The organism is Pseudarthrobacter cremeus, from assembly GCF_051857465.1.
Classification (GTDB): Bacteria; Actinomycetota; Actinomycetes; order Actinomycetales; family Micrococcaceae; genus Arthrobacter.
Genome location: NZ_JBPZHC010000019.1, coordinates 15,198 through 38,271, shown reverse-complemented (window position 1 = coordinate 38,271; position 23,074 = coordinate 15,198). Strand labels below are relative to the sequence as shown.

The window sequence follows — 23,074 nt, the reverse complement described above, 5'->3', positions numbered from 1 at the left end:
ACCTACAGTGGACGGGCTGCTCGATGCCTGGGAAGAGGGCGTCGCCGCATCGCACACGCGTCGGGCCCTTTGCCTGCTCGGGGCCGTGCACCCCGGTATGAGCACCGCCCAGCTGGCGGAGCTGTCGCTCGGCGAGCGCGACGTGGCCCTGTTGCGTCTGCGCAGAGACCTCTTCGGCGACCACGTGCAGGCGATCGGCTCATGCCCTGCGTGCGGCGCGGAGCTGGACATCGTGTTCGGTGTGTCGGGCCTGCTCAGGTCGCTCCCCGAGACCCAAGGCGGTCCGGGCCCCGCCGAGGTGGTCGTAGACGGGTACGCCGTCTTGGTCCGGCCGCCGACCAGTGCGGACGTCCTCGCTGTGCTTGAGGAGGAACCAGTACGAGAGGCCGGCGCGAGGCTGTTCGACCGCTGTGTCGTACGGGTCACGGGGCCGTCGGTGGTGCCGTCTGCGGGCCGGGTGCCGGCAGCGGTCGCCGAGGAGATCTCCAAGCGGGACCCCGGGGCCTCGATCGAGCTGGTCCTGGACTGCGCGGAGTGCGGGCACCGGTGGGCCGAGGTGCTCGACGTCGTGGGGTTCGTCTGGGCAGAGGTGAACGCCTGGGCGCGCCGCACGCTGCGCCAGGTGCACACCCTGGCTCGCGCCTACGGCTGGCGGGAGCGTGACATCCTGGCGATGACGCCTCGTCGCCGGGCGGCGTATCTGGGGCTGGTGGCCGGATGAGCGATCGCATCGATCACCACGACGACTCGCCCGGCGCCTTGTTCGACTCGCTCATCGCGCGCGAGAGCGGGACCGCCAGAAGCTTGGTGCCCCGGCTCCCGACGATGTTCGAGGCGGCGCCCGCTGGCGACGCCCTGGAGCCCGCCGCCGACGTCGAAGTGGTGGCGCCGTTTCGACCGGCACGGCCCGGCTATGCGGCTCCACCAGTGGCCGGCGCCGGGCCGTGGCCCGACAGGTCGGCTCTTTCCCGTGGCGATGAGGAGCCGGTCCAGCACCGGCATGAGGTGGTCCGCGTCGAGCGGCAGGTGCTGGTTGAGGCAGGCAAGCCGCGCAAGTCGGGCGACCAGGACGGCGACAACAGGGGGGCGTCGCGGCCACGACCCGCGGCTCCGGACATCCCGCGTGAGCACGAACGCCTGCGGTCGCCGGAGGACGGCGCGCCTCTCTGGCCGCGCCGCGCGGTGCGCCCGCCTGACGAAGGTCCGGCACTGCGACACCTCGCCACCGAGCTCGTCGTGCCGGCACCCGAGGGGCCGGCGAATCAGGCGGACCGCCATCAGGGCGGTCCGCCGGTCGTCGTCACCCGTCGCGAGGTCTTGGTGCCGCGCCCGGAGCAGCCCCGCGCGACGCCTGACCTGCCCCGTCCCGCAGAACCTGTCGTGCGGGTGTCGATTGGCCGACTCGAGATCCGTGCCGTCCCCGATCCCGCACCGGCGCGGACCTCGCGGCGCGAGCGCAGGACGCAGAGCCTTGACGACTACCTGGAGCAACGCAACCAGGGGAGCCGGTCGTGAGCAACTCCCTGTCGGTGGCCGCGATCACCTTGGCCCTGCGCGGCCTGCTCGACACCGCGGTACCGGTGCTCGACACCGGTCTGGTCGGGCTGCAGGTCACTACCCGGACGCCCGACGCAGCGCGCACCAACGTCGACGGCCCCTCGCTCAACCTCTTCCTCTACGGGACGGCGACCAACGCCGGCTGGAGTAACCTCGACTCACCCTTGGCGGTGCGGCCGGGGGAATCAGGCTTCCCCGCGCTCGCGCTGGACCTGCACTACCTGCTGACAGCCTACGGCGCGGAGGACACTGACAGCACGGCGACGAGCCATCGAGCGCTCGGAGCGGCTATGAGCGTCCTTCACGACCACCCGCTGCTCGACGGTGACGCGATCCTGGCGGCCCTGCCCGGGAGCGATGTCCAGGACCAGGTAGAGCGCATCCGGATCAGCCCGGTGCCGCTGTCGGTCGACGACCTGTCCAAACTGTGGAGCGGGTTCGCCACCCAGTACCGCTTGTCGGCGGCGTACGTCGTAAGCGTCGTGCTCATCGACAGCCGGCGGCCCACCCGCAGCGCGCTACCCGTGCTTACCCGCGGCCCGGACGACCGTGGCCCGGCGGCCGTCAGTGGTGCGGGCCCGGCAGTGCGGGCACTCGTGCCGCCGCGCGGCCGGGCGGCGGTGCGGCTGGGTGAGGAGGTCGTCGTCGACGGCACCCGGCTCACGGACCCGTCGACCGTTTTCCGCCTCGCAAGCCTGCTCCCGGACCCGCTGCCGCCCGTCGAGCTGCAGCGCCGCCCACCGATGCCCGACGAGCCCGCTGACCAGGTGTCACTGCGGATACTTCCGCTGGCCGAGGACCCCGACGCGCTCGGCCGGTGGGCGCCAGGGTTCGTCTCCGTGACGGCGTTGCTCACGCCGCCCGACCTCCCGGTCGTGGTGAGCAACGCCGTGGCCGTGGCCCTGGCGCCGTTGATCACGGTGAGCCCGAAGGCCACCGACGGGCCGGCCGCTCCAGGCAGCACCCTGACGGTCACCTGCGCCCCGCGGGTACGCTCGGGGCAGCGAGTCACACTGCTCCTAGCAGGTCGCCAGCTCGCGCCGACCTCGCTCACTCAGCCCGACCCCGCCTCGCCGACGTTCGCCGATACCCCGACGACGATCACTTTCGAGGTACCCGACATGCCGGGGGGGACCTACCCCGCTCGGCTGCGTGTCGACGGCGTCGACAGCATCCCCGTGACCTACGCAGGCGACCCGCCGCTGCCGACCTTCGACCCCGACCAGCAGGTGTCGGTGCCATGACCGAGTACGATGCCTGGTTCGCCGTCAACGACCGGTTCCTCACCGGGTCCGTGGCCTGGCTGCGCAAGCGCCTCGAAGCGGCCGCGGGACGGGAGTCAGGGGGAGAGACCACCGCGAAAGCGCAAGAGCCCAGGGCGCGCTTCGGGTGGCGTCCGGCCTCGCGGGCTGTGGCGCCCGAAGCGGCGATCGGTCGACCCGGTCCGGCTGCGCTGCCGGAGCCCTTCGATGAGGCCGAGCACAAAGACGATTCACCACCGTTGATCGTGCTCGCGCGCCATCTGGGCATGACGGCCTTCGAGCGCAATGTGCTGCTGCTCTCGGTCGCGATGGAGCTCGACACCCGCATCGCGGGTCTGTGCGCACGGGTCCACCGCGTGCCCGCGATGGATTACCCGACGTTCGCATTGGCGATGTCGGTGTTCGACGACCCGGCGTGGGATGCAATCTCACCCGAACGCCCGTTGCGCTATTGGCAGCTGGTCGACGTGGTCCGGACCGGGTCAGAGCCGCTGACCTCCAGCAGGCTGCGAGCTGATGACCGGATCGTGGGCTTCGTCAAGGGTCTGCACTACCTCGATGAGCGCCTGCGCCCGCTCCTGCGCCCGCTGCCGGAGACCTCCTCGGACGACCTCGCGCCTTCGCAACAGTCCGTCGTCGACGAGGTGGCTACTGGTCTGCGACGGGTCTCGGCCGCCGGCGCGCAGACGCCGGCCATCCTGCTGATCGGCCCCGACCGGGCAGGCAAGCGGCTGGTGGCAGGCGACGTGGCCCGCGCCGTCAACCTGCACCTGTTCACGCTGTCCGCCGAGGACCTGCCTCCGGCTGTCGCCGACCTGGAGTCGTTGAGCCGCCTGTGGCACCGCGAGACGCTGCTCGCGCCCCTCGGCCTCCACATAGACGCACACGACGTCGACCGCCGCGGGTCGGTCGCCGGCTCGGTGCGCCGATGGCTGCGAGAGGGGCCAGGCTTGGCCCTGCTGGACGTGCGTGAGGCATGGCCGGACGTCGCCGACACCGCGGTCGTCCCGGTCGACGTGGCTCGCCCGATGCCAGCTGAGCAGCTGTCGGCGTGGCGGGACGCGCTGGGCGCGTCCGGTGACGACGTCGCGCCGTCGCGCCTTACCGGCCAGTTCGACCTTGACCTGGCCACCATCCGCCGCATCGCGCACGAGACGGCGGATGTCACGGGCGAGCAGCGTCTGACCGCACTCTGGCGGGCCTGCCTCATGCACTCGCGGCCGGTCCTCGACGAGTTGGCCCAGCGCCTAGACCCGAAGGCTACGATGGACGACCTCCAGTTGCCCGACCCCGAGAAACGACAGCTGGAGCAGATCGCTGGCCAGGTCTGGCATCGCGGTGAAGTCTACGACGGCATGGGCTTCCGGGAGCGGATGAACCGCGGTCTCGGCATCAGCGTGCTCTTCGCCGGCGAGAGCGGCACGGGCAAGACCATGGCGGCGGAGGCACTTGCCCGCAAGCTGGACCTCCTGCTCTACCGGATCGACCTGTCGGCCGTCGTCGACAAGTACATCGGCGAGACCGAGAAGAACCTGCGCCGCCTCTTCGACGCCGCCGAGGGCGGCGGAGCGATCCTGTTCTTCGACGAGGCAGACGCCCTGTTCGGCAAACGCAGCGAGGTCAAGGACAGCCACGACCGCTACGCCAACATCGAGATCAACTACCTGCTCCAGCGGCTGGAGAGCTACCGTGGCCTGGCCATCCTGGCCACCAACCGGAAGAGCTCGATGGACACGGCTTTCCTCCGCCGACTGCGCTTCATCGTGTCCTTCCCCTTCCCCGGGGTGGCGCAACGTACGGCGATCTGGTCGCGCGTCTTCCCCGAGCAGGCCAGGGCAGACGAGCTGGACGTCGCCCGGCTGGCGCGCCTGGACCTAACCGGAGGGAGCATCCACACGGTCGCCGTCAACGCGGCGTTCGCCGCGGCGGCGATGGGCAGCCGAATCACTATGCCGTTGGTGCTCGACGCGGCGCGCGCCGAGCTGCGCAAGCTGGAAAAGCCCGTCAACGAGGCGGACTTCCGCTGGCTCGAACCTGCGGAGGGATCGGCATGATCCGCCCCCACCCCCAGCCGGAGGCCCGGATCGACCTGCGCATCGAGCGGCTCGTCCTCGACGGCCTTTCATTGGAGCCAAGCGATCGGGAGCGGTTCCGCGCAGGGCTCGAGAGCGAGCTGGCCCGGTTGCTGACCGAGCACGGTCTCCCCGGCGGGCCGGACCGCGCCACCTCGCGCAACGACCACGAAGCGCCCAGGCAGGTGGTCCCCATCGACCTCCGGGGAGGGTCGGTCGTCGACGGCGCAGCCCGTGTGGCCCAACGGGTCTACGAGAGCATCCACCGGGCGGTGCGGTCATGACCGGCCCACGGCCGACGCACGAGCGCCGCACGCTCGCCCCCGAGGGTCTCGGGCGATCGCAAGCCGTGCCGGCTGTCCGCCGTGCCTCGGCAGCGGGTGCCGGCATACCTCTCGGCACAGGGGTCCGAGCGTTCATGCAGGGCCGGTTCGACCACGACTTCAGTGCGGTGCGCGTGCACCCCTCGGCCCTGCCGCCCGCGACCCCTGGAGGGCAGGTCCCGCTGGCGTGGACCCTCGGCCACGACGTCTACCTCGGACCGCGCGCTGGCAGCACCGACACCCCTGAAGGACTGGCCCTGGTGGCGCACGAGCTGGCCCACGTGGTGCAGCAGGGCGATGCGCGCGACGACGACTGTGGGTGTCACGACCTGACCACCGAGGTGCGGGCCGAGAACGAGGCCCGGGCGACGTCGACCGACGTCTTCGACCCGTCCGTGCGGGTCGTGCGCCCGGCGGAGCGGCACGGCGGCGTCGGCTTCAGCACGGCTTGGGCAGTGCTGGGCGGTCTCGCGGGGGCAGTGGTCGGTGGTCTGGTCGGTGCCCTCGCGGGACCTCTGGGCGCCATTGTCGGACTGGCCGCAGGGGCTGCCCTCGGCGCGTGGGTCGCCGGGTCGCTGACCAACACGGGACGCGGAGCCGGCGAGGGCACCGCCCGGCAGCGGATCCACCAGCTGCTCGGGCGCACCCTGACCGACTGGGTCGTGACCGACGAGGACGCGGCTGCAGCGCTGGGGATCCTGCTTGCGCTGGAGAAGTCGGACCCCGTCGAGCTCTACGAGGTCGTGCAGGCCATGAAGATGGGAGACGACTGGCAGACGCTGCGCGCGGAGCTGCCCGGCGACCTCCAGGCGTCGTACTACGCCCTGATCCAGCTGCGGATGTCGCCCGACAGCGGCTACGTGATGCCGGGTGACGTGCTGCGGCTGACGTTCCTCTCCTCGCGCGGGGTCCCGAACACCGTGACGAGCCCTACGGGCGAGAGCGTTACCGACCCGCGCGACGTGCGCGAGCTGGAGGTGGTTGACCGAGCGGTCGGCCTCTTCGACCTAGGCACCCGCATCGACGCCGCCGGCCTCACCCTGGAGGCCGCGGCCGGCAAGATAGCGCAGGCCTACGTGGACGCGCGCTGGTTCAGCCAGCTGAGCGTGACCTTGGAGCCTGTCCGCCGAGGCTCGCTCTACACCTCGCTCGGCACGTTGTCGAACCCGACCAAGGCCCCGGGCGCGAGCCGGCCGCTCGACCCGGTGGAGCAGGCCCGCAAGACCAAGCTCGAACGGTTCCGCGACCACGTGCCCTGGACGAACTTCGGCATGCCGGTGCTCGACATGGCCGTCTCCCTCTACCACCGCGAGGTCGACGAGCGCCTCGACCAGTACGACGACCCCGAGCAGCTGTGGCAGCAGTCCAAGGCGCGCGCGCAGACGCGTTACGAGCAGCTCACCAAGCCCACTCCGACCCAGGAGTTCCTGGCCTTCTCCCGCCGTCAGATGGCGCGAACAGCGACCATGCCCGCGCCCGAGAGGGCAACCTATGAGAAGACCAACAACCGTTTCGTCGCGTGGCTCAGCAAGCACGAGAAGGACCCCAAGCTCGCGACCACGTCTCCGGTCGACGTGTGGACCCGCGAGTACATGGTCGTCGTCCGCGGCGAGGTTGCCTTCCAGGTCAAGAAGGAGATGGACTCGGAAGCCCAGAAGCGTCGCGATGTGGCCCTCGAGCGCGGCTCGGAGAAGTTCGGTGAGGCGCTGAAGCTCGCCGAGCGGCGGATCTGGCCGGTCACCCCGACCACGTCGGCGTCCTCGAGCGAGGAGTTCATCTCCGAGACGAGCGGCGAGGTCGTCACCAAGAGCTGGCTGATCACCGCGAGCCCGGCGGAGCGGGTGATGCGCGACAAGATCGCCACGGACTTCTTGCACAGCTCGATGGAGCGGCTGGTCCGAGAGCCCGAGGCCTACCTCAAGACCGACGTCACGACCGACTTGGCGGACTACCTCATGCATAACCCGGAGCAGCTCGCCGCCCTCCAGCTCACCGTCGAGCACCCGGTCGTCGAGAGCTTCGAGGACGAGGTCGACATCCCGGCCTGGCAGACCGCTGAGGAGGTGGTGGTCGGGTTCATCCCGTTCGTCGGTGCCGCCGTCGGGATCATCGAGGCCCTATCGGGGCGGGACCTCCATGGGCATCCGTTGTCGACGACCGAGCGTACGATCGTGGGCCTCGGTGCCGCGCTGCCGGGTATCTTCAAGACGCTCAAGCTGGGCAAGGAGGCCTTCGTCGCGAGCAAGGTCGTCAAGGCTTACGGGCTCGAGGGAGCCGAGGCCGCCCGGGTGTACCGGATGTACACCGGACTGGAGCCGGGGTCGACGGGGGCAAAGCTGTTCGGCTGGGGACTGGACGAGATCAAGGCCGGGCGCCGGGTCGACAACCCCAAGGTGTTGCGCGAGATGGAGGGCGTGCTCAAGGAGCTCGGCATGACCGACAAGGCGGCCGCCAAGGCCTTGATGCCCGGGGCCGAGCGCGAGATCGAGGCGGCCGCAGCGCGCGAGCTGCAAGCCGTGACGCTCTCGACCGGCCCGATGAGCCCGGACACCGAGAAGCTGCTGATGGGCAACGACGCCCTGCGGGGAGCCCTGAAAGAGAACTCGCTGGCGGCCAAGGTGCTCAAGAAGTGCGCCTCGCCGTGCTTCCCCGAGAACGCCACCGCCGGGCAGGTACAGCGGCTCGAGACCCTGCTCAAACGCGTCGCGAAGACCGGAGACTACGACGAGAACCTGCTGCGCGAGTACCTCTACAAGCGCCGTGAGCTGCTGGACTCGGCGATCTACGACCTGGGGGCAATCGCCAACACCAAGCGGATCCAGGCGGGCACGGCTGCCAAGGACCTCAACACCTGGCTCGCGTTCATTACCGACCCGACGAAGGCGATCACCAAGCTGGACGACCCGCTGGTCAAGCTCGCCCGGCGCAACCTCGCGCACGACATCGGCGTCCTGGGCGGCCGGGCCCAGGCCGCCAAGGACGGGTTGAAGGTCACGGCGTTCGAGTCGCCCTTCAAGATGGGCTCGCACGGGCAGGGGCTCGACGACGTGGCCGTGCAAGCAGCCGAGGGGATCGAGGGCATCGCGGTCAAAGGACCGTCCCTGGAGACCGACCTGATCTACGTGCTCGAGCACAAGGGCGGCGAGGCCGGCTTGCGCAAGGGACAGATGGAGATCGACTGGATCGTTACCAACATCCAGCGCCTCTACCGCGAGGGCGGACCCGAGGGTCGCAAGTGGGCCGGCACCCTGGCCAAAGCCCTCGATGAGGGCCGGCTGCGCGGCCGGGCCTACAGCACCGAAGTCGTCAAGGACGCCGCCGGCGCCACGATGGTGATCCAGGACTGGATCTACAAGGCGAGGAAGGTGCTCCTTGTCCCCTGACCAGTTCCGTGACGAGCGCCCTGACCAGCTGCGCCTGGACCACACGTGGGCCGCCGAGCTGACGGGGTTCCTCCGCCTGCAGCTCGACGGCGCCCCGGACCGCGACGAGGACGACCCGGTGGGGGCCGTCCTCGTCGCGGGCTACCTGCGCGACCTCGGCCTCCTCGGCGCCGTGACGGGGATGGCGCCCGAGGAGATTCGCGACCTGTGGCGGCGCAGCGTGCTGTTCACGACCGTCGCCTTCCGGATACGCCCCGGCACGGACGAGGACCAGTCGCTCGCCAACTCACGCCGCGGCCTGGAGGGCATGGAGCTCGGGCTCGCGGCGGGTGCGCTCGACGTCGTCCGCAATCTGGCCTGGCTGGTGGAGGACCCGCCCGGCGCGAGCTACCTGGGCGAGGACTCCGTCGTCTGCACCACCGAGGAACAGCTGCTCGCCTACGCCACGCGGGACCTAGTGCTGGGGAACGAGGACCCCGGCCACTGGCTCGCCCGGATCGGCGCGCCCACGGGTGCGCACGCCCTGCGCACCGCGCTGCTGGCCGCGCTTGCGCGGGCCGACGCTGCCGATGCCCGCTGGCTGTGCGAGGAGATCCACCGCGAGTACCTCCAGCGCATCGCCGGGGAGGCGGTCCTGCGCCGCCTCGACGACTGTGTCGACGTACCCTCCCTCGCCGCCCTGGTCCTGGCGCGACACGTCGGCCTGAACCTGACGCCTGACCAGGCCGACCCGTGGCTGCCGCTCGCGGTAGCCGGGCTGTCGACGCGCTCCGAGGAGGTGGATCGATGACCCTCATGCGCGAGCGGCCTGTGACCGTTGACGTGGACGCCCACGTCGCCGGTGGCCACGTGTCCGGTTTCCTCGCGCGCAAGGTTGTCGACCGCCTGCCGTCTGCGGGAGAGCCGCTGACAGCGGCCGCCCGTACCTTCCTCGGCGCGGCCTCCGGCCACGACCTCAGCCACGTACGTGTGCACCGTGACGAGTACGCCGCCGACACGGCGCGGGCGTTCGGCGCGCGTGCGCTGACGGCCGGCCAGCACGTCCTCATCGGCGCCGGAGCGAGCACCGACCGGGTCCTGGCCCACGAGGTCGGCCACGCTGTCTCCCAGGCGCGGGCCGGTGACCCGGTGGTGCAGCTCGACGCGATCGACCAGATCCAGGATCTGCTGTCGTACGGCGTTCTTGACTGGGCAGTCACCGACTCCGAGGCGATGGAGTCGTTGGCTCTGCTCAACGCGCTGCCCGACGCCCAGCTCACTGCAGGACTGGCGCGGCTGGAGAACAAATTCCTCAACCGGCTGCTGGACAACCTGCCCGATGCGGCACGGTCCGGCCCCGGCTACCAGCGTGTGGTGCAGGCCCTCGGTCCGGCGCGCGCCGCCGGGACCGCCGTCTCCGATCTCGGCTACGGCCTGTTCGACTGGGCGGTCACCGACACCGAGGTCACCCGGGTCTACAACACCTTCGTCAACCTAAAGTCGGATCAGCAGGAGGCGTTCCTGATGCGGCTGAACGGCGTCGGACGGCTGGCGCGCCTTGTGTCCAACTCCAGTGCGGGCCACCTGAGCCTCTACCTGCACCCGTGGATCAGGACGCTCACCGCCGGTGGTCTGACCCCCGACCAGCAGAAGCTGCTGCGCACCGTCGTCGCGAACACCTTCGACCTGGTTACCCTCATGATGGCGGCCAAGGTCCGTTTCAACATGACCACCGGCCCTACTTCCGTGCCGGGCCGGACCCCCTCCCGATGGGACGCCGGTCAGCTCCGAAGCACCTACCTCGTGCTCGACCAGCTCCCCGAGGCACACACCGCGACGAACCGTGAGCTTGTGAGATTGGGCCAGTTCACCCAGCCCGCAGCCGGGAACCTGATCACCGCCGGGGTGTACAGCGCGAGCCGACGCGAGCTGGCCATCAACGCGCAGGGCTCCGCCGACGCGAACACGATCCGCCACGAAACGGGCCACTCGGTGGACCAGAACATCGGCTGGAGCACCGGCCTCGAACCGGGCAAGCCCGAACGCGGGGGCTGGCATACCTACCCGACCCATGCGGCAGCCGCGACGGACATGATCGCCGACGCGAAGTCCGGGATCGCCAGCCTGGCCGCACCACAGCAGGCGGACGTCGTGGCCGAGATTGCCACCTCCATGACCAGCCGATCGACCACTGGGCAGGTCGCCCGGGTCCGGGCGCGGCCCTGGTATGCTGGCCTCGCCGCGCCGGTGAAGACGGCCGTCACCGACGACCCGACGTTCGAGGCCGTGGGCGTGGGGCTGCAGATGCCGTGGTACCGGGAGGACGGCGGTACGCACCTCGGCACGCACATCTACCAGGAGAGCTACACGCCCATCTGGGTGCGCTATGAGCACCAGGCTCGAAGGCCCGAGCGCAAGCTGACCGACTACCAGTTCCGGGACGCGGGGGAGTGGTTCGCCGAGACGTATGCCTGGTACTACGAGCCGGACTCGCGCGGCAAGGGCATGAAGCTGAACGACAAGGATCCCGACACCAAGTCGTGGTTCGACACCAACGTTGACCCGATCGTGGGGACGCGATGAACACCGCCGGGATCAGCGAGCGAGAGCTCCGCGAGCGGGTCGTTGCCCGGGCCCGGGACCTCGGCGCCGTCCTGCGGGCGGACGACGTGGTGTTGTCGTACGCAGAGGTTCCAGCCACTCCGGGCTACCGGCTGTTCCATGCTTCGTGGGGCGCGGGCGGCTCAGAGGACGCGCTCTCGGGCCTGCTGTACGCCGGTAAGGAGCCCGACCTGCTGCCAGGCCACGCCATGGAGACTCTTATGGAGATTTGGAGCGCCGCATCGACGCCGGCCGCCGGACAAGTGGCGCAGGCACTGGCCTTCCTGCTCGACCCCATGTCGCGGCGGGAGCCGCTGCTCACTGATGAAGATGTCGCGGCGTCGGCGTCGGGCGAGGGCCCCGTCACCACGCCGGCTCTGGAGACCGACGTCGCGAGCGGTCGCATCACCCGGACGAGCTTCTGGTGGCGGAGCGGCCGCGAGGCCCAGGAGGTTGTTGTGGACGTCGACGACTCGGGTCACGTCACGGTGGGTGGCGGCCGCTCCAGTGATCGTTCGGCTGTACCGGAAGCGGAAGGAGGGTGGCTGCCATGACCGGCTTCCCCGGCTCGCCCGCCGTCCTCAAGGGCGGCCTGGTCCTCGTCGACCCGACGTCGGCCGTGGTACAGCGAGTGATCGCGCTCCAGTACAACCCCGACTCGCTGAGCCGCTCCCTCCAGGTCAAGAACGCGGGCCACGACACCCCCGACCACGCGGAGGCGCTCCGGCTGACCGGGCCACCGGTGGAGACCATCAAGCTGGAGGCGGAGATCGACGCTACCGACCAGCTCGAGCTGCCCGACCAGTTCCCGGGGGTCACCGAGCTCGGCATCTTCCCGGTGCTCGCGGCGCTGGAGACGATCGTCTACCCCAGCAGCAGCCGGCTGCAGGCCAACAACGCGCTGGCGGCGGCCGGGACGCTCGAGATAGTCCCGATGGAGTCGGCGCTCGTGCTGTTCGTGTGGAGCCGCAGCAGGATCATCCCGGTGCGGCTGACGGAGTTCTCGATCACGGAGGAAGCCTTCGACACCGCGCTGAACCCGATCCGGGCGAAAGTCAGCCTCGGGATGCGCGTGCTGTCGGTCGACGACCTCGGGTTCCAGCACCAGGGAGGCGGTCTGTTCATGACCTACCTGCAGCAGAAAGAGCAGCTCGCGGGCCGCGCCACCGGTGGCGCCCTGCGGAAGCTCGGCCTGACGGGGATCCGCTGATGGCCGCGCCGTTCCAGCCCACGAGCCGGTACGCGGCCATCGAGGTGGCGGTGTACGAAGACGCCGAAGGACGGCGGTCGGCGTACCTGCGCCGCCGCTTCGTGCCGCAGCCCGAGAGCTTCGCGCTGCTCACCGAGCACGAGGTCACCGAGGGCGACCGACTCGACAACGTCACCGCGACGCACCTCCGCGACGCCGAACAGTTCTGGCGGATCGCCGACGCCAACCGTGCAATGCGGCCCGACGACCTGATGGAGGTCGGTCGCCGGCTGCGGATCACCCTGCCCGCCGGGATCCCGGGGGTGGCCGATGCTTGAGGGAGTGCACCTGACGCTGATGGTCGGTCCCGTCGTGGCCGTCCCGGTGCCCCGCGAGGTGCTCGACGCGCTCACGTCGGTCGAGGTGACCGCGCAGGACGAGGGCGTGGGCGGCTTCTCCTTGTCGTTCACGATGAGCAACCGCTCGATCCTGCCGACCCTGTTCATGGTGGCCGGAGGCAGCCCGATCCCGATCGTGCGCGTGGTGGTGGTCGCGACCCTCAACGGCACGCCGCACGTGCTGGTCGACGGCGTCGTCACCAAGACCCAGGTCGCGCCCGGCTCAGATACGGGTCACTCCACCCTGCAGATCATGGGCGAGGACCTGACCACAGTGATGGACAAGATCGAGATGACCGGGCTGCCGTACCCCGCCATGCCGGCGGAGGCGATCGTCGCGGTGATCCTGGCCAAGTACCTCGCCCTCGGCATCGTGCCGATGATCGTGCCCAGCATCATGCTCGACGTCCCCATCCCGACCAGCCGGATCCCGACCCAGAAGGGCACGGACCTGGAGTACGTCCAGTGGCTGGCCAGACGAGTGGGCTACGTGTTCTACCTCGAGCCCGGGCCCGAGCCGGGGATGTCCGTCGCCTACTGGGGTCCCAAAGTCAAGGTCGGCGTCCCGCAACCGGCGCTGAACCTCGACCTCGACGCGCACACCAACTCCGACGCGATCACCTTCAGCTTCGACTCGCAGTCCCGCTCGCTCCCCGTCATCTTCATCCAGAACGAGCAGACGAAGGTGCCCATCCCGGTCCCCATTCCGGACATCGGCCCGCTCAATCCGCCCCTCGGCCTGGTCGGTCCACTGCCCACGAAGTTCAACGCGTTGCCCGAGACCGCGAAGTACTCGCCCGTCCAGGCGGTCCTCGTCGGCCTCGCGGAGGCGAGCAGGTCGGCCGACTGCGTGACCGGCACCGGCAGCCTCGACGTGCAGCGCTACGGCCACATCCTCAAGGCCCGGTCGCTAGTGGGGGTCCGAGGGGTCGGCCTGGCCTTCGACGGCCTCTACTACGTCACACAGGTCAAGCACTCGATCAAGCACGGTGAGTACAAGCAGTCGTTCGCATTGGCCCGCAACGGGCTGATCTCGACGGTATCGGAGGTTCCCACATGAGTCCCACGAAATACTACGGCAAGTACCGCGGCACAGTCGTGCAGAACATCGACCCCGAACAGCGCGGCCGGATCCAGGCGATCGTGCCCGACGTCTCGAGCCTGGTGCCCTCGACCTGGGCGACCGCGTGCGTGCCGCTGGCGGGCAAGTCGATGGGCACCTACGTCGTGCCCCAGATCGGCTCGGGAGTCTGGATCGAATACGAGCAGGGCGACGCCGACTATCCAATCTGGTCGGGGTGCTTCTGGGGAGTGGCCGCCGACGTGCCGCCACTCGCGCTCACCGGCAACCCGGTCAGCCCGAGCATCGTGCTGCAGACGGGGCTCCAGAACACCGTCCTCCTCAGCGACGTCCCCGGTCCCACCGGCGGCATCATGCTCAAGAGCTCGACGGGGGCAGTGATCATGGTCAACGACATCGGCATCACGATCAGCAACGGCAAGGGCGCGACCATCGTGATGACCGGCCCGACGGTGTCCATCAACAACGGCGCATTGACGGTGGTCTAGGTGCCTGGCCCACTGCTCCACGTCGGCGCCACAGTGCTGTGCGCCCACGGCGGTCAGGCGCAGCCGACCGTTCCCAACCCACGCGTGTCCGTCCTGGGTCAGCCCGTGGTCGGCGTCAATAGCCCGTACGTCGTCGCCGGGTGCGCCCTGCCACCTCCCACTGCCGGCAACGGCCCGTGCCTCACCGCGCAGTGGGTCACCTCGGCCACCCGGGTCACGTCGAGCGGCGTGCCGCTCCTGTTGATGGACAGCCAGGCAATCTGCGCGCCCACGGGGACGCCCCTGACGCCGACGGTGGTGCAGACGAGGGTGAGCGCGCAATGACCATCTACCCGACCGGCTGGAGCCGGATGAACACCCAGGTGGACTTCCCCTGGCACTACGACGAGCACGGGCGCACCGCCCGCACCGACGACAACGAGCACCTGCGGGCCATGGTGGAGCAGGTGCTGTTCACCAGTCCGGGAGAGCGCGTCAACCGGCCCGGCTTCGGATGCGGCCTGCTGCAGCTTGTGTTCGCCCCCAACAGTCCCGACCTGGCCGCCGCGGGCGTGGAGTTCGGCGTCCGCGCCTCCCTGCAGCGGTGGCTGGGTGACCTGCTGGAGGTGCAGTCCCTGATCGTCGCCAGCGATGACGCGACTCTGCGCGTCGACCTCGCCTACGTGGTCCGGCGCACGGGCGCGACGACGACGGCGACCTTCACCAGGGAGGTAATGGCATGACCACGGGCGAGAGTCTCGTCTGCCGACCCGGCGGGCGTCGGGCCGAGCTGCTCCGGCAGCGGGACGGGAAGGGCGGGCACAACGGCATCGACTACGTCGAGGTCCTCCCTGGGCCCTCGCTGTGCGTGCACTTCTTCGGCGACGTCCCCCTGGTCCGTGACCCCAAGCACCCCCACGGGCTGACGCCCGACAACTTCGTGGTCCGGGGCGGCCGGCGGATCACCGGACTGCGTGTCCTCCGCCTCGAGATCGAGTCCAGCGGCGACCCGGAGCGCGACGACTGCCTGCGGCTGCGGCTGGACCGCGAGGGCGACTTCTCGACGTACCGGGTCTGCATCGTCGGCGTCGACGGCTTCGACCCGCGTTACATGTGCGCGGACGTCACGTTCCGACTGGACTGCGCGGCAGACCTCGACTGCGACACCGACGATGGATGCGACGATGACGACGACGCGGCCGAACCAGAGATCAGCTATCTCGCGAAGGACTACGCGACCTTCCGCCGGCTCATCCTGGACCGCCTGGCCGTGACCATGCCCGACTGGCGCGAACGACACGAGGCCGACGTCGGCATCACGCTGGTCGAGCTGCTGGCCTACGCCGGCGACCACCTGAGCTACTATCAGGACGCCGTGGGCACCGAGGCCTACCTGCAGACCGCCCGCCAGCGGATCTCCGTACGACGGCACGTGCGCCTGGTCGACTACTACCTGCACGAGGGGCTCAACGCGCGTGCGTGGGTGAGCGTGTGGACCGACTCCGACACGCCCGCGGTGCCGCGGTCCGAGCTGTCGTTCGTGACCGCCGTCCCCGGGCTGCCGGACGTCCCCGGAAACCATCGCCTTCTGCGGTCCGAGGACCTACGCAAGGCGGCACCGGGGAGCTATCTGGTGTTCGAACCGGTCGGCGACCCCGACGAAGAGGTCACCTTCCGGGCGGCGCACAGCGAGCTGCGGTTCTACACCTGGGGTGAAGAGGAGTGCTGCCTGCCGTCGGGCACGAGCTCGGCGACGCTGCTCGACCCGGACCGGGCACTGTGCCTCGAGGTCGGCGACGTGCTCGTGCTGGAGGAGGTCAAGGGCACCCGCACGGGCCATCCGGCCGACGCCGACCCGACCCGCCGCCACGTCATCCGCCTCAGGTCCGTGACCCCTGCCACCGACGAGCTGCTCGGCATCGACGTCGTCGAGATCACCTGGAGCCCGGCCGACGCGCTGCCGTTCGCGCTCTGCCTCTCGGTGCGCCTGCCCGCACCCGACTGCACCCTGGTCACGGACGTGTCCGTCGCCCGCGGCAACGTCCTGCTCGTCGACCACGGCGAGGGCGTGACCGAGCCGCTCGACCCCGTGGACGGCTCGACGGTCGTCGACGCCTGTGGCTGCGACGGCGCTGTCCTGGAGTCGACGCCCTTGCCCTTCCGGTTCACGCCCGTCCTGGGGGCCGGTCCGCTGACGTTTGCGGATCCCGTCGACCTCCGCGCCCCCGCCGCCGCGGCCGCGGTCCGCGACCCTCGCCAGGGCCTGCCCGCGCTGGCGCTGACATCGACCACGGGCCCGCGGTCCCGCTGGACGCCACGACCCGACCTGCTCACCAGTGGGCCGGACGACAGGCACGTCGTCGTAGAGGTCGACGACGACGGCCGGGCCCACCTGCGTTTCGGCGACGGTGAGCTCGGCAAGCTGCCGCCGGTCGGAGCGACGTTTGCCGCGGCGTACCGCGTCGGTGGCGGACCTCTCGGCAACGTCGGGCCTGACGCGATCACGACCATGGTGCTGCGCACCCAGACTTGGAGCGGGGCCGACGTGCGGCCCCGCAACCCTCTACCGGCGACAGGCGGCACGGCTCCAGAGCCGGTGGCCGAGGCCAAGCTGATGGCGCCCGACGCGTTCCGCGAGCGCCTGCGCCGGGCGATCACAGCGGAGGACTACGCGACGATCGCCGGCGGCCTGCCAGGCGTCCAGTCGGCCGCCGCCGAGCTGGCGTGGACGGGCAGCTGGTACGAAGCGACCGTCGCCGTCGACGAGCTCGGTGCCGACGAGGCCGGGCCAGAGCTGCTCCAGCGGGTCGGCGCGGGCCTCGACGACGTACGCCGCCTCGGCCACGACCTAGCGGTTGAGCCTGCACGGTCGGTCCCGGTCGACCTCCGCGTCGAGGTATGCGTCGACCCTCATCACTCACGCGGCGTGGTCAAGGCGGCCGTCCTCGACGTCCTGGGCAACCGGCGCTTGGCCAACGGACGCCTCGGGCTGTTCCACCCGGACCGGCTGACGTTCGGCACCAGCGTTCGCACCTCGCAGGTGGTAGCGCTAGTCCAGGCGATCCCGGGCGTGGCCAGCGTCGAGGTCACTAGGCTCAGGCGGCTCGACCGCTCGGACGCAGGCGAGCTTGACGCGGGCGTCCTGACGGTCCACAACCTGGAGATCGCGCGATTGTCCGGTGACCCCAGCCTGCCGGAGAACGGCCGGCTGGTCCTGGTGATGGGAGGCGGACGATGAGCACCTGCGGCAGCTGCGGGTCACCCGTGTCGGTGGTGCACCGGCCGGGACTGAGCGAGCTGGCACTCCGGGTCCGGACGCACCGCACGTTCCTGGCGGACATGAAGGCCCGCCTCTCGTCGCGAGACCTGCCGGCCTTGGCGGCGCTGACGACGCATGACACCGCCGATCCAGCGACCGCGCTGCTGGATGCCTGGGCGGTTGTCGGTGACGTGCTGACCTTCTACCAGGAGCGCATCGGCAACGAGGGCTACCTGCGCACCGCGACCGAACGCCGTTCGCTGGTGGAACAGGCAGCCCTGGTCGGCTACCGTCCGCGGCCCGGCGTCGCTGCCAGCACATACCTCTCCTACACCGTCGACGACAACGCCGGACCCGTCGAGATCCCGGCCGGCTCCCGGATCACCAGCGTGCCGGGTCCGGGCGAGGTCATGCAGACCTTCGAAACCTCGGAGCCGCTGGTCGCCCGCCACGAGTGGAACCGGCTCGGCGTCCGGACGACGCAGCCGCAGACGGCGGCCGACGTCGTCGCCGCCGGGCTCATGCTCGCCGGCACCGCCACAGGCCTCTCCGTCGGCGACGCGCTGCTCGTCGACTTCGGACTCGGACTCGACCTGTCGCCGGCCCGGGTGCGGACCGTGGAGCCCCAGCCCGAGGCCGACCGCACCCGCATAACTATCGAGTCCTGGGCGGGGGATGCGATGTCGGTCGAGGTGCTCCTGGCCACTGTGCACCGGCTGGCCGACACCGCCGCCTTCGACGTCGATCCCGCGGGGGCCACCGCCAAAAAAGTGCTGCCCGCGCTGGCAGCCGTCGAGAAGCAGGCACGGGCAGGCGATGAGTCGTCCGCACGCGCCGTGGTCACCGCGCTCGCGGTGAGCCGTCAGCAGCTGGAGGTCGCCCAGCGCAACAACTGGACGAAGCTCGCCACCTGGCTGGAGGAAGGCGTCCTCCGGCTCGGGAACACGTTGCCGGACGGCACGACCACCACGAACTCGCGCCTTGGCGAACGCCAGCAGGGCAACGGTCTCGACGAGCTGCTCGACGGCCTGGCGGCGCCGCCCTCGATCCAGCCACGCGGCTCGCGTCAGCTCGTCCGCACGACCGAGGCGACCCTGGCCAGAGGCGCGGACGCGTACCCCGCACTGTTGGCGACGCTGCGACCGGAACTGGCACAGACGCTGTACGGCGCGCTCGCCAGGCTCGATGCCGCCCCCGTTTCACCGCTGCGGGTCTGGGCGCTGCGGCTCACGGCGCCGTTGTTCGGGCACAACGCGCCTCTCGAGGCGGAGTTCAACCCCCGCGGTGTGTTCACCGGGTTCGACGAGTGGGACCTCAAGAAGGACGAGCGGTCGAACGCCGCGTTTCTGGACCGCGACCACGCGGACGTGCTAACCGACATGCCCGTTCTGATCACCCGGCCCGTGAGTGACGACTTCGGGCTGGCGGTGGTCACCGAGGTCCATAAGGTCGAGCATCTCTCGCGAAACGCCTACGGGCTGGCAGGGAAGTCCACGAAGCTGACGTTCAAGAAGGACTGGTGGCTCCCGATCCCGGACGACGTCCACGATGTCGACGACTTCGACGTGCTCCGGGCAGCCCTCGTGCACTGTGGGGCAGAGGAGTTGGGTCTGGCGGACGCGCCGATCGAGGCTCCGATATGCGGTGGAGAGATCGAGCTCGACGGCCTGTACGACGGCCTGCGGTCGGGACGTTGGATGGTCGTGGCCGGCGAGCGCGCGGACCTCAGCGGCACGTCCGGGGTGCGAGCCGCGGAGCTGGTGATGCTCGCCGGCGTGAGCCAACGGGTGAAGACCGTGCCGTCAACGGGCTACCTGACGAATGCGAAGAAGCCCTCGTCGGCGGGGAACAACGGGAACGGCGGCGGGGACGGGGGGTTGCCACTGCCCGGTGACGCGCTGCATACGTTCGTTACCCTCGCCGCGCCGCTTGCCTACTGCTATCGCCTCGACACTGTCGTGCTCTATGGCAACGTCGTCCACGCAACGCACGGGGAGACCCGCCAAGAGGTGCTGGGCGGCGGCGATCCGACGAAGCGCTGGCAGGAGTTCCGCCTCCGCCAGCCACCGCTGACGTGGACGTCCGCGCTGACCATATCGGGCGTGGCCAGCACCCTGGAGGTCCGGGTCGATGACGTCACTTGGCACGAGTCGCCCAGTGTGGTCGGGCTCGGGCCGGCGACACGCGGCTTCCTGACCAGGCGGGACGACTCGGGGGCTACGACGGTGGTATTCGGCGACGGCGTGCATGGCGCGCGACTACCGACTGGCACCGACAACGTCCGGGCGACGTACCGTAACGGCCTCGGCAAAGTCGGCAACCTCGCCGCCGGTCAGCTCAGCCAGCTGGGCACCCGGCCGCTGGGTGTCAAGGAGGTCGTCAACCCGATCCACGCCACCGGCGGCGCCGACGCCGAGAGCCGCGAGCAGATCCGGCGCAACGCACCATTGGGGGTGCTGGCCTTGGACCGTCTCGTCTCGATCCAGGACCACGCCGACTTCGCCGGTACCTTCGCGGGCGTCGGCAAGGCGGCGGCCACCCGGCTGACCGACGGGCGACGGCAGCTGGTGCAGGTCACGATCGCAGGGGTAGACGATGAGCCAGTGGACGAGACGTCCGACCTCTTCCGCAACCTGACGGACGCGCTGCACCGCTTCGGCGATCCGAGGCTTCCGCTCAGGGTGCAGGTCAGGCAACTGCTGGCGCTTGTCGTCAGCGCCAGGGTAAAGGTGCTGCCTGACCACAACTGGGACAGCGTCGAACCGATGGTGCGGGCGGCCCTGCTGGAGACTTTAGGGTTTGACCGGCGTGAGCTCGGCCAGGACGTCCTGCCCAGCGAGGTGATCGCGTGCATCCAGGCCGTGCGCGGCGTCGACTACGTGGACCTGGACGTCCTCACCGCGTTCAGCGACGACGACCTCATCCGCGGGCTCTCGACGGGAGTGGGCGGGACGGCGTCTCCGCCTGCTGGTCCTGCCGTCGTCCAGATGGTGAAGCGGCCCGCGCCGTCCCGTGTGGCCGTGCATCCGGCCCGGCTGGTAAAGGCAGAGATACGGGCGGCCGAGCTGGCCTACCTGCAGCCGGGCGTGCCCGACTCCCTGATCCTCAACCAGATCCCCGACGAGGTGACGCGATGACCCGCCGCGACGACTACCTTTACGCCTTGCTGCCCACCCTGCACCGGATGAGGGACGAGGTCCGGGGGGGCCCGCTGCGCGAGCTGCTCCGGGTGATCGGCGAGCAGGTCCAGGTGATCGAGGAGGACATCGACCGCCTCTACGACAACTGGTTCATCGAGACATGCGACGACTGGGTGGTGCCCTACCTCGGCGATCTGGTTGGCTATCGCACTCTTGCGGACGCAGGGCTGGCCGCCGACCCGACCACCCCCGAAGCCCGCCGACGTATCCGAGCCCTCGTGCCGCGGCGCGACGTCGCCGACACGATCGCCAACAGGCGGCGCAAGGGCACCGTCGCACTGCTCGAGGATCTGGCCACGGACGTGACGGGCTGGCCAGCCCGGGTCGTGGAGTTCTACTCCCTCCTGGGATGGTCCCAGCACCTCGACCATGTGCGTCCGGCCCGCGCCCGCACGGTGGACCTGCGTGAGGGCGAGCGGCTGGACCGCGCGGCCCCCGTCGACACCGGCTTCGATGACCTGGCCCGCACCGTCGACGTACGACGCCCGGTCTCACGCCGCACGCGTGGCCGCTACTCTGTGCCGAGCACCGGACTGTTCGTGTGGCGCCTAGGTTCCTACGCCGTGACCGGCACACCGGCCAAGTGCATCGAGCGCGAAGGGTCCCACTGTTTCACCTTCAGCGTGCTGGGCAACGACTCTCCGCTATTCATCGGACCCACCCCGGAGCCGGGTCCCACCCATGTCGCTGAGGAGACCAACGTGCCGGCGCCACTGCGGCGACGGGCGCTCGAGCACCGGCTGTCGGAGCACCCGCTGCGTGCCGACGCTTCGCCGACGTACTACGGAGCGGGTCGCAGCGTCTGGGTCTCGGTCCAAGACTGGCCGCGGCGCGGGCGCCGCGGGGTCGTGCCGGCGGAGTCGGTGATTCCGGCCGACCTGTCGGAATGGCACGCCTACCGCGCACCGCGCGATATGGTGCTGCTCGACCCGCAGCGCGGGCGATTGGTGTTCCCACCAGGCCAGCCGCCCCGGCGCGTGTCGGTCAGCTACCGCTACGGCTTCAGCGCCGACATGGGCGGCGGGGAGTACCGCCGTCAGCTGTCCCAGCCGGCCGGTGTCACGGTTTACCGGGTCCGCCAGCGTGACCGGGCTGCCGGCGAGTTCCAGACCATCGAGCAGGCTTGGCTGCGCTGGCGTGCTTTCCGACGCAAGTCCCTGGAGGAGGGGGCCGAGGTGCCGCGGTCGGTTGTCATCGAGGTCGCCGACAGCAGCGTCTACGAGGAGCGCCTGGTTCTGGACCTGGATCCCGGAGAGTACGTCCAGCTGCGGGCCATCTCAGGCTGCCGCCCGGTGCTGCGCCTGCTGGACTACCGCGTCGACCAGCCGGACCCGTTGCGCATCACCGGCGGCGCCGGCGCCAGGTTCGTGCTCGACGGGTTCCTGGTCACTGGCCGCGGGCTGGTCGTGGCCGGCCGCCTGCCGGGTAGTGACCCCGACGCCGACGCCGAATCCAACAGCTATGGGGACGGTTCCAATGGAGCCGATCTCCCTTCAACGCCCCGTGGCTACACCGACGACATCATGGACGTGTCACCAGAGACATACGAGGAGACTCCGGAACCGGCGACGGGAGACCTGTGCGACGTCACCATCCGCCACTCCACTCTGGTCCCCGGATGGGATCTCGACGGCGACTGCTCGCCCGGGCGTCCGGACGAGCCCAGCATCACTGTCGACCGGACCGGCGCCCGCCTTGTTGTCGAGCACAGCATCGTTGGCTCGATCGTCGTCGCCGCAGATGAGCGCCGGACCGACCCGAACGTTGTCTCGTTCAGCGACAGCCTCCTCGACGCCACGAGCCCGGACCGGTTCGTTCTCAGCAGTGACGACGGGCGGCATGCGTTCGTGCACCTGTCGGTTGCCCGCTGCACGGTCGTGGGGGAGGTGCTGGTGCACGCCGTCGACCTGGTCGAGAACAGCATCTTCACCAGTCGGCTGCGGGTGGCCCGGCGTCAGGTCGGTTGTGTGCGCTATACGTACCTGCCACCCGGTTCGCGCACACCGCGCCGCTACCACTGCCAGCCGGATACCGCGATAGCCTCCGCTGGGAACGACGCGCAAGCCGCGCAGGCAGCCGAGCGTCTTCGGCCGGAGTTCACCAGCCTCCGCTACGGGCACCCGGGCTATGGCCAGCTCGCCGATCCGGTTGCCGATGAGATCTGGCGCGGAGCCGACGACGAGGCCGAGTTGGGTGCGTTCCACGACCTCTACCAGCCGCAGAGGGCCGCGAACCTGCGGGCCCGTCTGGACGAGTACACCCCCGCCGGCTCCGAGACCGGCATTTACTTCATCACCTAGAGG

Annotated in this window: 18 protein-coding genes; all 18 read left to right on the top strand. The window is 70.2% G+C overall.

Annotated features, from left to right (window positions below):
* Nucleotides 1–142: 142 nt before the first annotated feature.
* The 18 genes from ACS5PJ_RS21405 to ACS5PJ_RS21320 all read left to right on the top strand — a co-directional run bounded on the left by ACS5PJ_RS21405 (nucleotide 143) and on the right by ACS5PJ_RS21320 (nucleotide 23,071).
* On the top strand, nucleotides 143–721 hold the full coding sequence (locus tag ACS5PJ_RS21405; protein ID WP_439436866.1) for a hypothetical protein: 579 nt from the start codon (nucleotides 143–145) through the stop codon (nucleotides 719–721).
* Nucleotides 718–1,515: a hypothetical protein gene (locus tag ACS5PJ_RS21400; RefSeq protein WP_439436865.1), complete on the top strand. Its 798-nt coding sequence runs from the start codon at nucleotides 718–720 to the stop codon at nucleotides 1,513–1,515. The genes ACS5PJ_RS21405 and ACS5PJ_RS21400 overlap by 4 nt, the downstream gene beginning before the upstream one ends.
* On the top strand, nucleotides 1,512–2,801 hold the full coding sequence (locus ACS5PJ_RS21395) for a Pvc16 family protein (protein ID WP_439436864.1): 1,290 nt from the start codon (nucleotides 1,512–1,514) through the stop codon (nucleotides 2,799–2,801). Before ACS5PJ_RS21400 ends, ACS5PJ_RS21395 begins: the two co-directional genes overlap by 4 nt.
* Nucleotides 2,798–4,873, top strand: coding sequence for an ATP-binding protein (locus ACS5PJ_RS21390; RefSeq protein WP_439436863.1), 2,076 nt, complete (start codon nucleotides 2,798–2,800; stop codon nucleotides 4,871–4,873). The genes ACS5PJ_RS21395 and ACS5PJ_RS21390 overlap by 4 nt, the downstream gene beginning before the upstream one ends.
* A gap of 71 nt (nucleotides 4,874–4,944) precedes the next feature.
* Entirely contained in the window at nucleotides 4,945–5,175 is a 231-nt protein-coding gene (locus ACS5PJ_RS21385; RefSeq protein ID WP_439436862.1) for a hypothetical protein, read from the top strand.
* Nucleotides 5,172–8,597 (top strand): eCIS core domain-containing protein, encoded by a 3,426-nt coding sequence (locus ACS5PJ_RS21380; protein WP_439436861.1) that lies wholly within the window; start codon nucleotides 5,172–5,174, stop codon nucleotides 8,595–8,597. The genes ACS5PJ_RS21385 and ACS5PJ_RS21380 overlap by 4 nt, the downstream gene beginning before the upstream one ends.
* Nucleotides 8,587–9,387, top strand: a complete 801-nt coding sequence (locus ACS5PJ_RS21375) for a hypothetical protein (RefSeq protein ID WP_439436860.1) — start codon at nucleotides 8,587–8,589, stop codon at nucleotides 9,385–9,387. The genes ACS5PJ_RS21380 and ACS5PJ_RS21375 overlap by 11 nt, the downstream gene beginning before the upstream one ends.
* The gene (locus ACS5PJ_RS21370) at nucleotides 9,384–11,159 is read left to right on the top strand and encodes an eCIS core domain-containing protein (protein ID WP_439436859.1); all 1,776 of its coding nucleotides are present in this window, start codon (nucleotides 9,384–9,386) and stop codon (nucleotides 11,157–11,159) included. The genes ACS5PJ_RS21375 and ACS5PJ_RS21370 overlap by 4 nt, the downstream gene beginning before the upstream one ends.
* Before the next feature lie 89 nt (nucleotides 11,160–11,248).
* Nucleotides 11,249–11,731 carry a hypothetical protein gene (locus ACS5PJ_RS21365; protein WP_439436858.1) on the top strand — a complete coding sequence of 161 codons (483 nt, stop codon included), beginning with the start codon at nucleotides 11,249–11,251 and terminating at the stop codon, nucleotides 11,729–11,731.
* On the top strand, nucleotides 11,728–12,387 hold the full coding sequence (locus ACS5PJ_RS21360; protein ID WP_439436857.1) for a hypothetical protein: 660 nt from the start codon (nucleotides 11,728–11,730) through the stop codon (nucleotides 12,385–12,387). Before ACS5PJ_RS21365 ends, ACS5PJ_RS21360 begins: the two co-directional genes overlap by 4 nt.
* Nucleotides 12,387–12,704 carry a hypothetical protein gene (locus ACS5PJ_RS21355; protein ID WP_439436856.1) on the top strand — a complete coding sequence of 106 codons (318 nt, stop codon included), beginning with the start codon at nucleotides 12,387–12,389 and terminating at the stop codon, nucleotides 12,702–12,704. Before ACS5PJ_RS21360 ends, ACS5PJ_RS21355 begins: the two co-directional genes overlap by 1 nt.
* Before the next feature lie 4 nt (nucleotides 12,705–12,708).
* Nucleotides 12,709–13,824 carry a hypothetical protein gene (locus ACS5PJ_RS21350; RefSeq protein ID WP_439436855.1) on the top strand — a complete coding sequence of 372 codons (1,116 nt, stop codon included), beginning with the start codon at nucleotides 12,709–12,711 and terminating at the stop codon, nucleotides 13,822–13,824.
* Nucleotides 13,821–14,333 carry a phage baseplate assembly protein V gene (locus ACS5PJ_RS21345; protein WP_439436854.1) on the top strand — a complete coding sequence of 171 codons (513 nt, stop codon included), beginning with the start codon at nucleotides 13,821–13,823 and terminating at the stop codon, nucleotides 14,331–14,333. The genes ACS5PJ_RS21350 and ACS5PJ_RS21345 overlap by 4 nt, the downstream gene beginning before the upstream one ends.
* The gene (locus ACS5PJ_RS21340; protein WP_439436853.1) at nucleotides 14,334–14,657 is read left to right on the top strand and encodes a hypothetical protein; all 324 of its coding nucleotides are present in this window, start codon (nucleotides 14,334–14,336) and stop codon (nucleotides 14,655–14,657) included.
* Complete coding sequence (locus tag ACS5PJ_RS21335; RefSeq protein ID WP_439436852.1) at nucleotides 14,654–15,055, top strand: GPW/gp25 family protein; 402 nt, start codon at nucleotides 14,654–14,656, stop codon at nucleotides 15,053–15,055. The genes ACS5PJ_RS21340 and ACS5PJ_RS21335 overlap by 4 nt, the downstream gene beginning before the upstream one ends.
* The gene (locus ACS5PJ_RS21330) at nucleotides 15,052–17,550 is read left to right on the top strand and encodes a putative baseplate assembly protein (RefSeq protein WP_439436851.1); all 2,499 of its coding nucleotides are present in this window, start codon (nucleotides 15,052–15,054) and stop codon (nucleotides 17,548–17,550) included. Before ACS5PJ_RS21335 ends, ACS5PJ_RS21330 begins: the two co-directional genes overlap by 4 nt.
* The gene (locus ACS5PJ_RS21325) at nucleotides 17,547–20,708 is read left to right on the top strand and encodes a putative baseplate assembly protein (RefSeq protein WP_439436850.1); all 3,162 of its coding nucleotides are present in this window, start codon (nucleotides 17,547–17,549) and stop codon (nucleotides 20,706–20,708) included. The genes ACS5PJ_RS21330 and ACS5PJ_RS21325 overlap by 4 nt, the downstream gene beginning before the upstream one ends.
* A complete protein-coding gene (locus ACS5PJ_RS21320; protein WP_439436849.1) occupies nucleotides 20,705–23,071 on the top strand; it encodes a hypothetical protein in 2,367 nt (788 codons plus the stop codon). The genes ACS5PJ_RS21325 and ACS5PJ_RS21320 overlap by 4 nt, the downstream gene beginning before the upstream one ends.
* Nucleotides 23,072–23,074 lie beyond the last annotated feature (3 nt).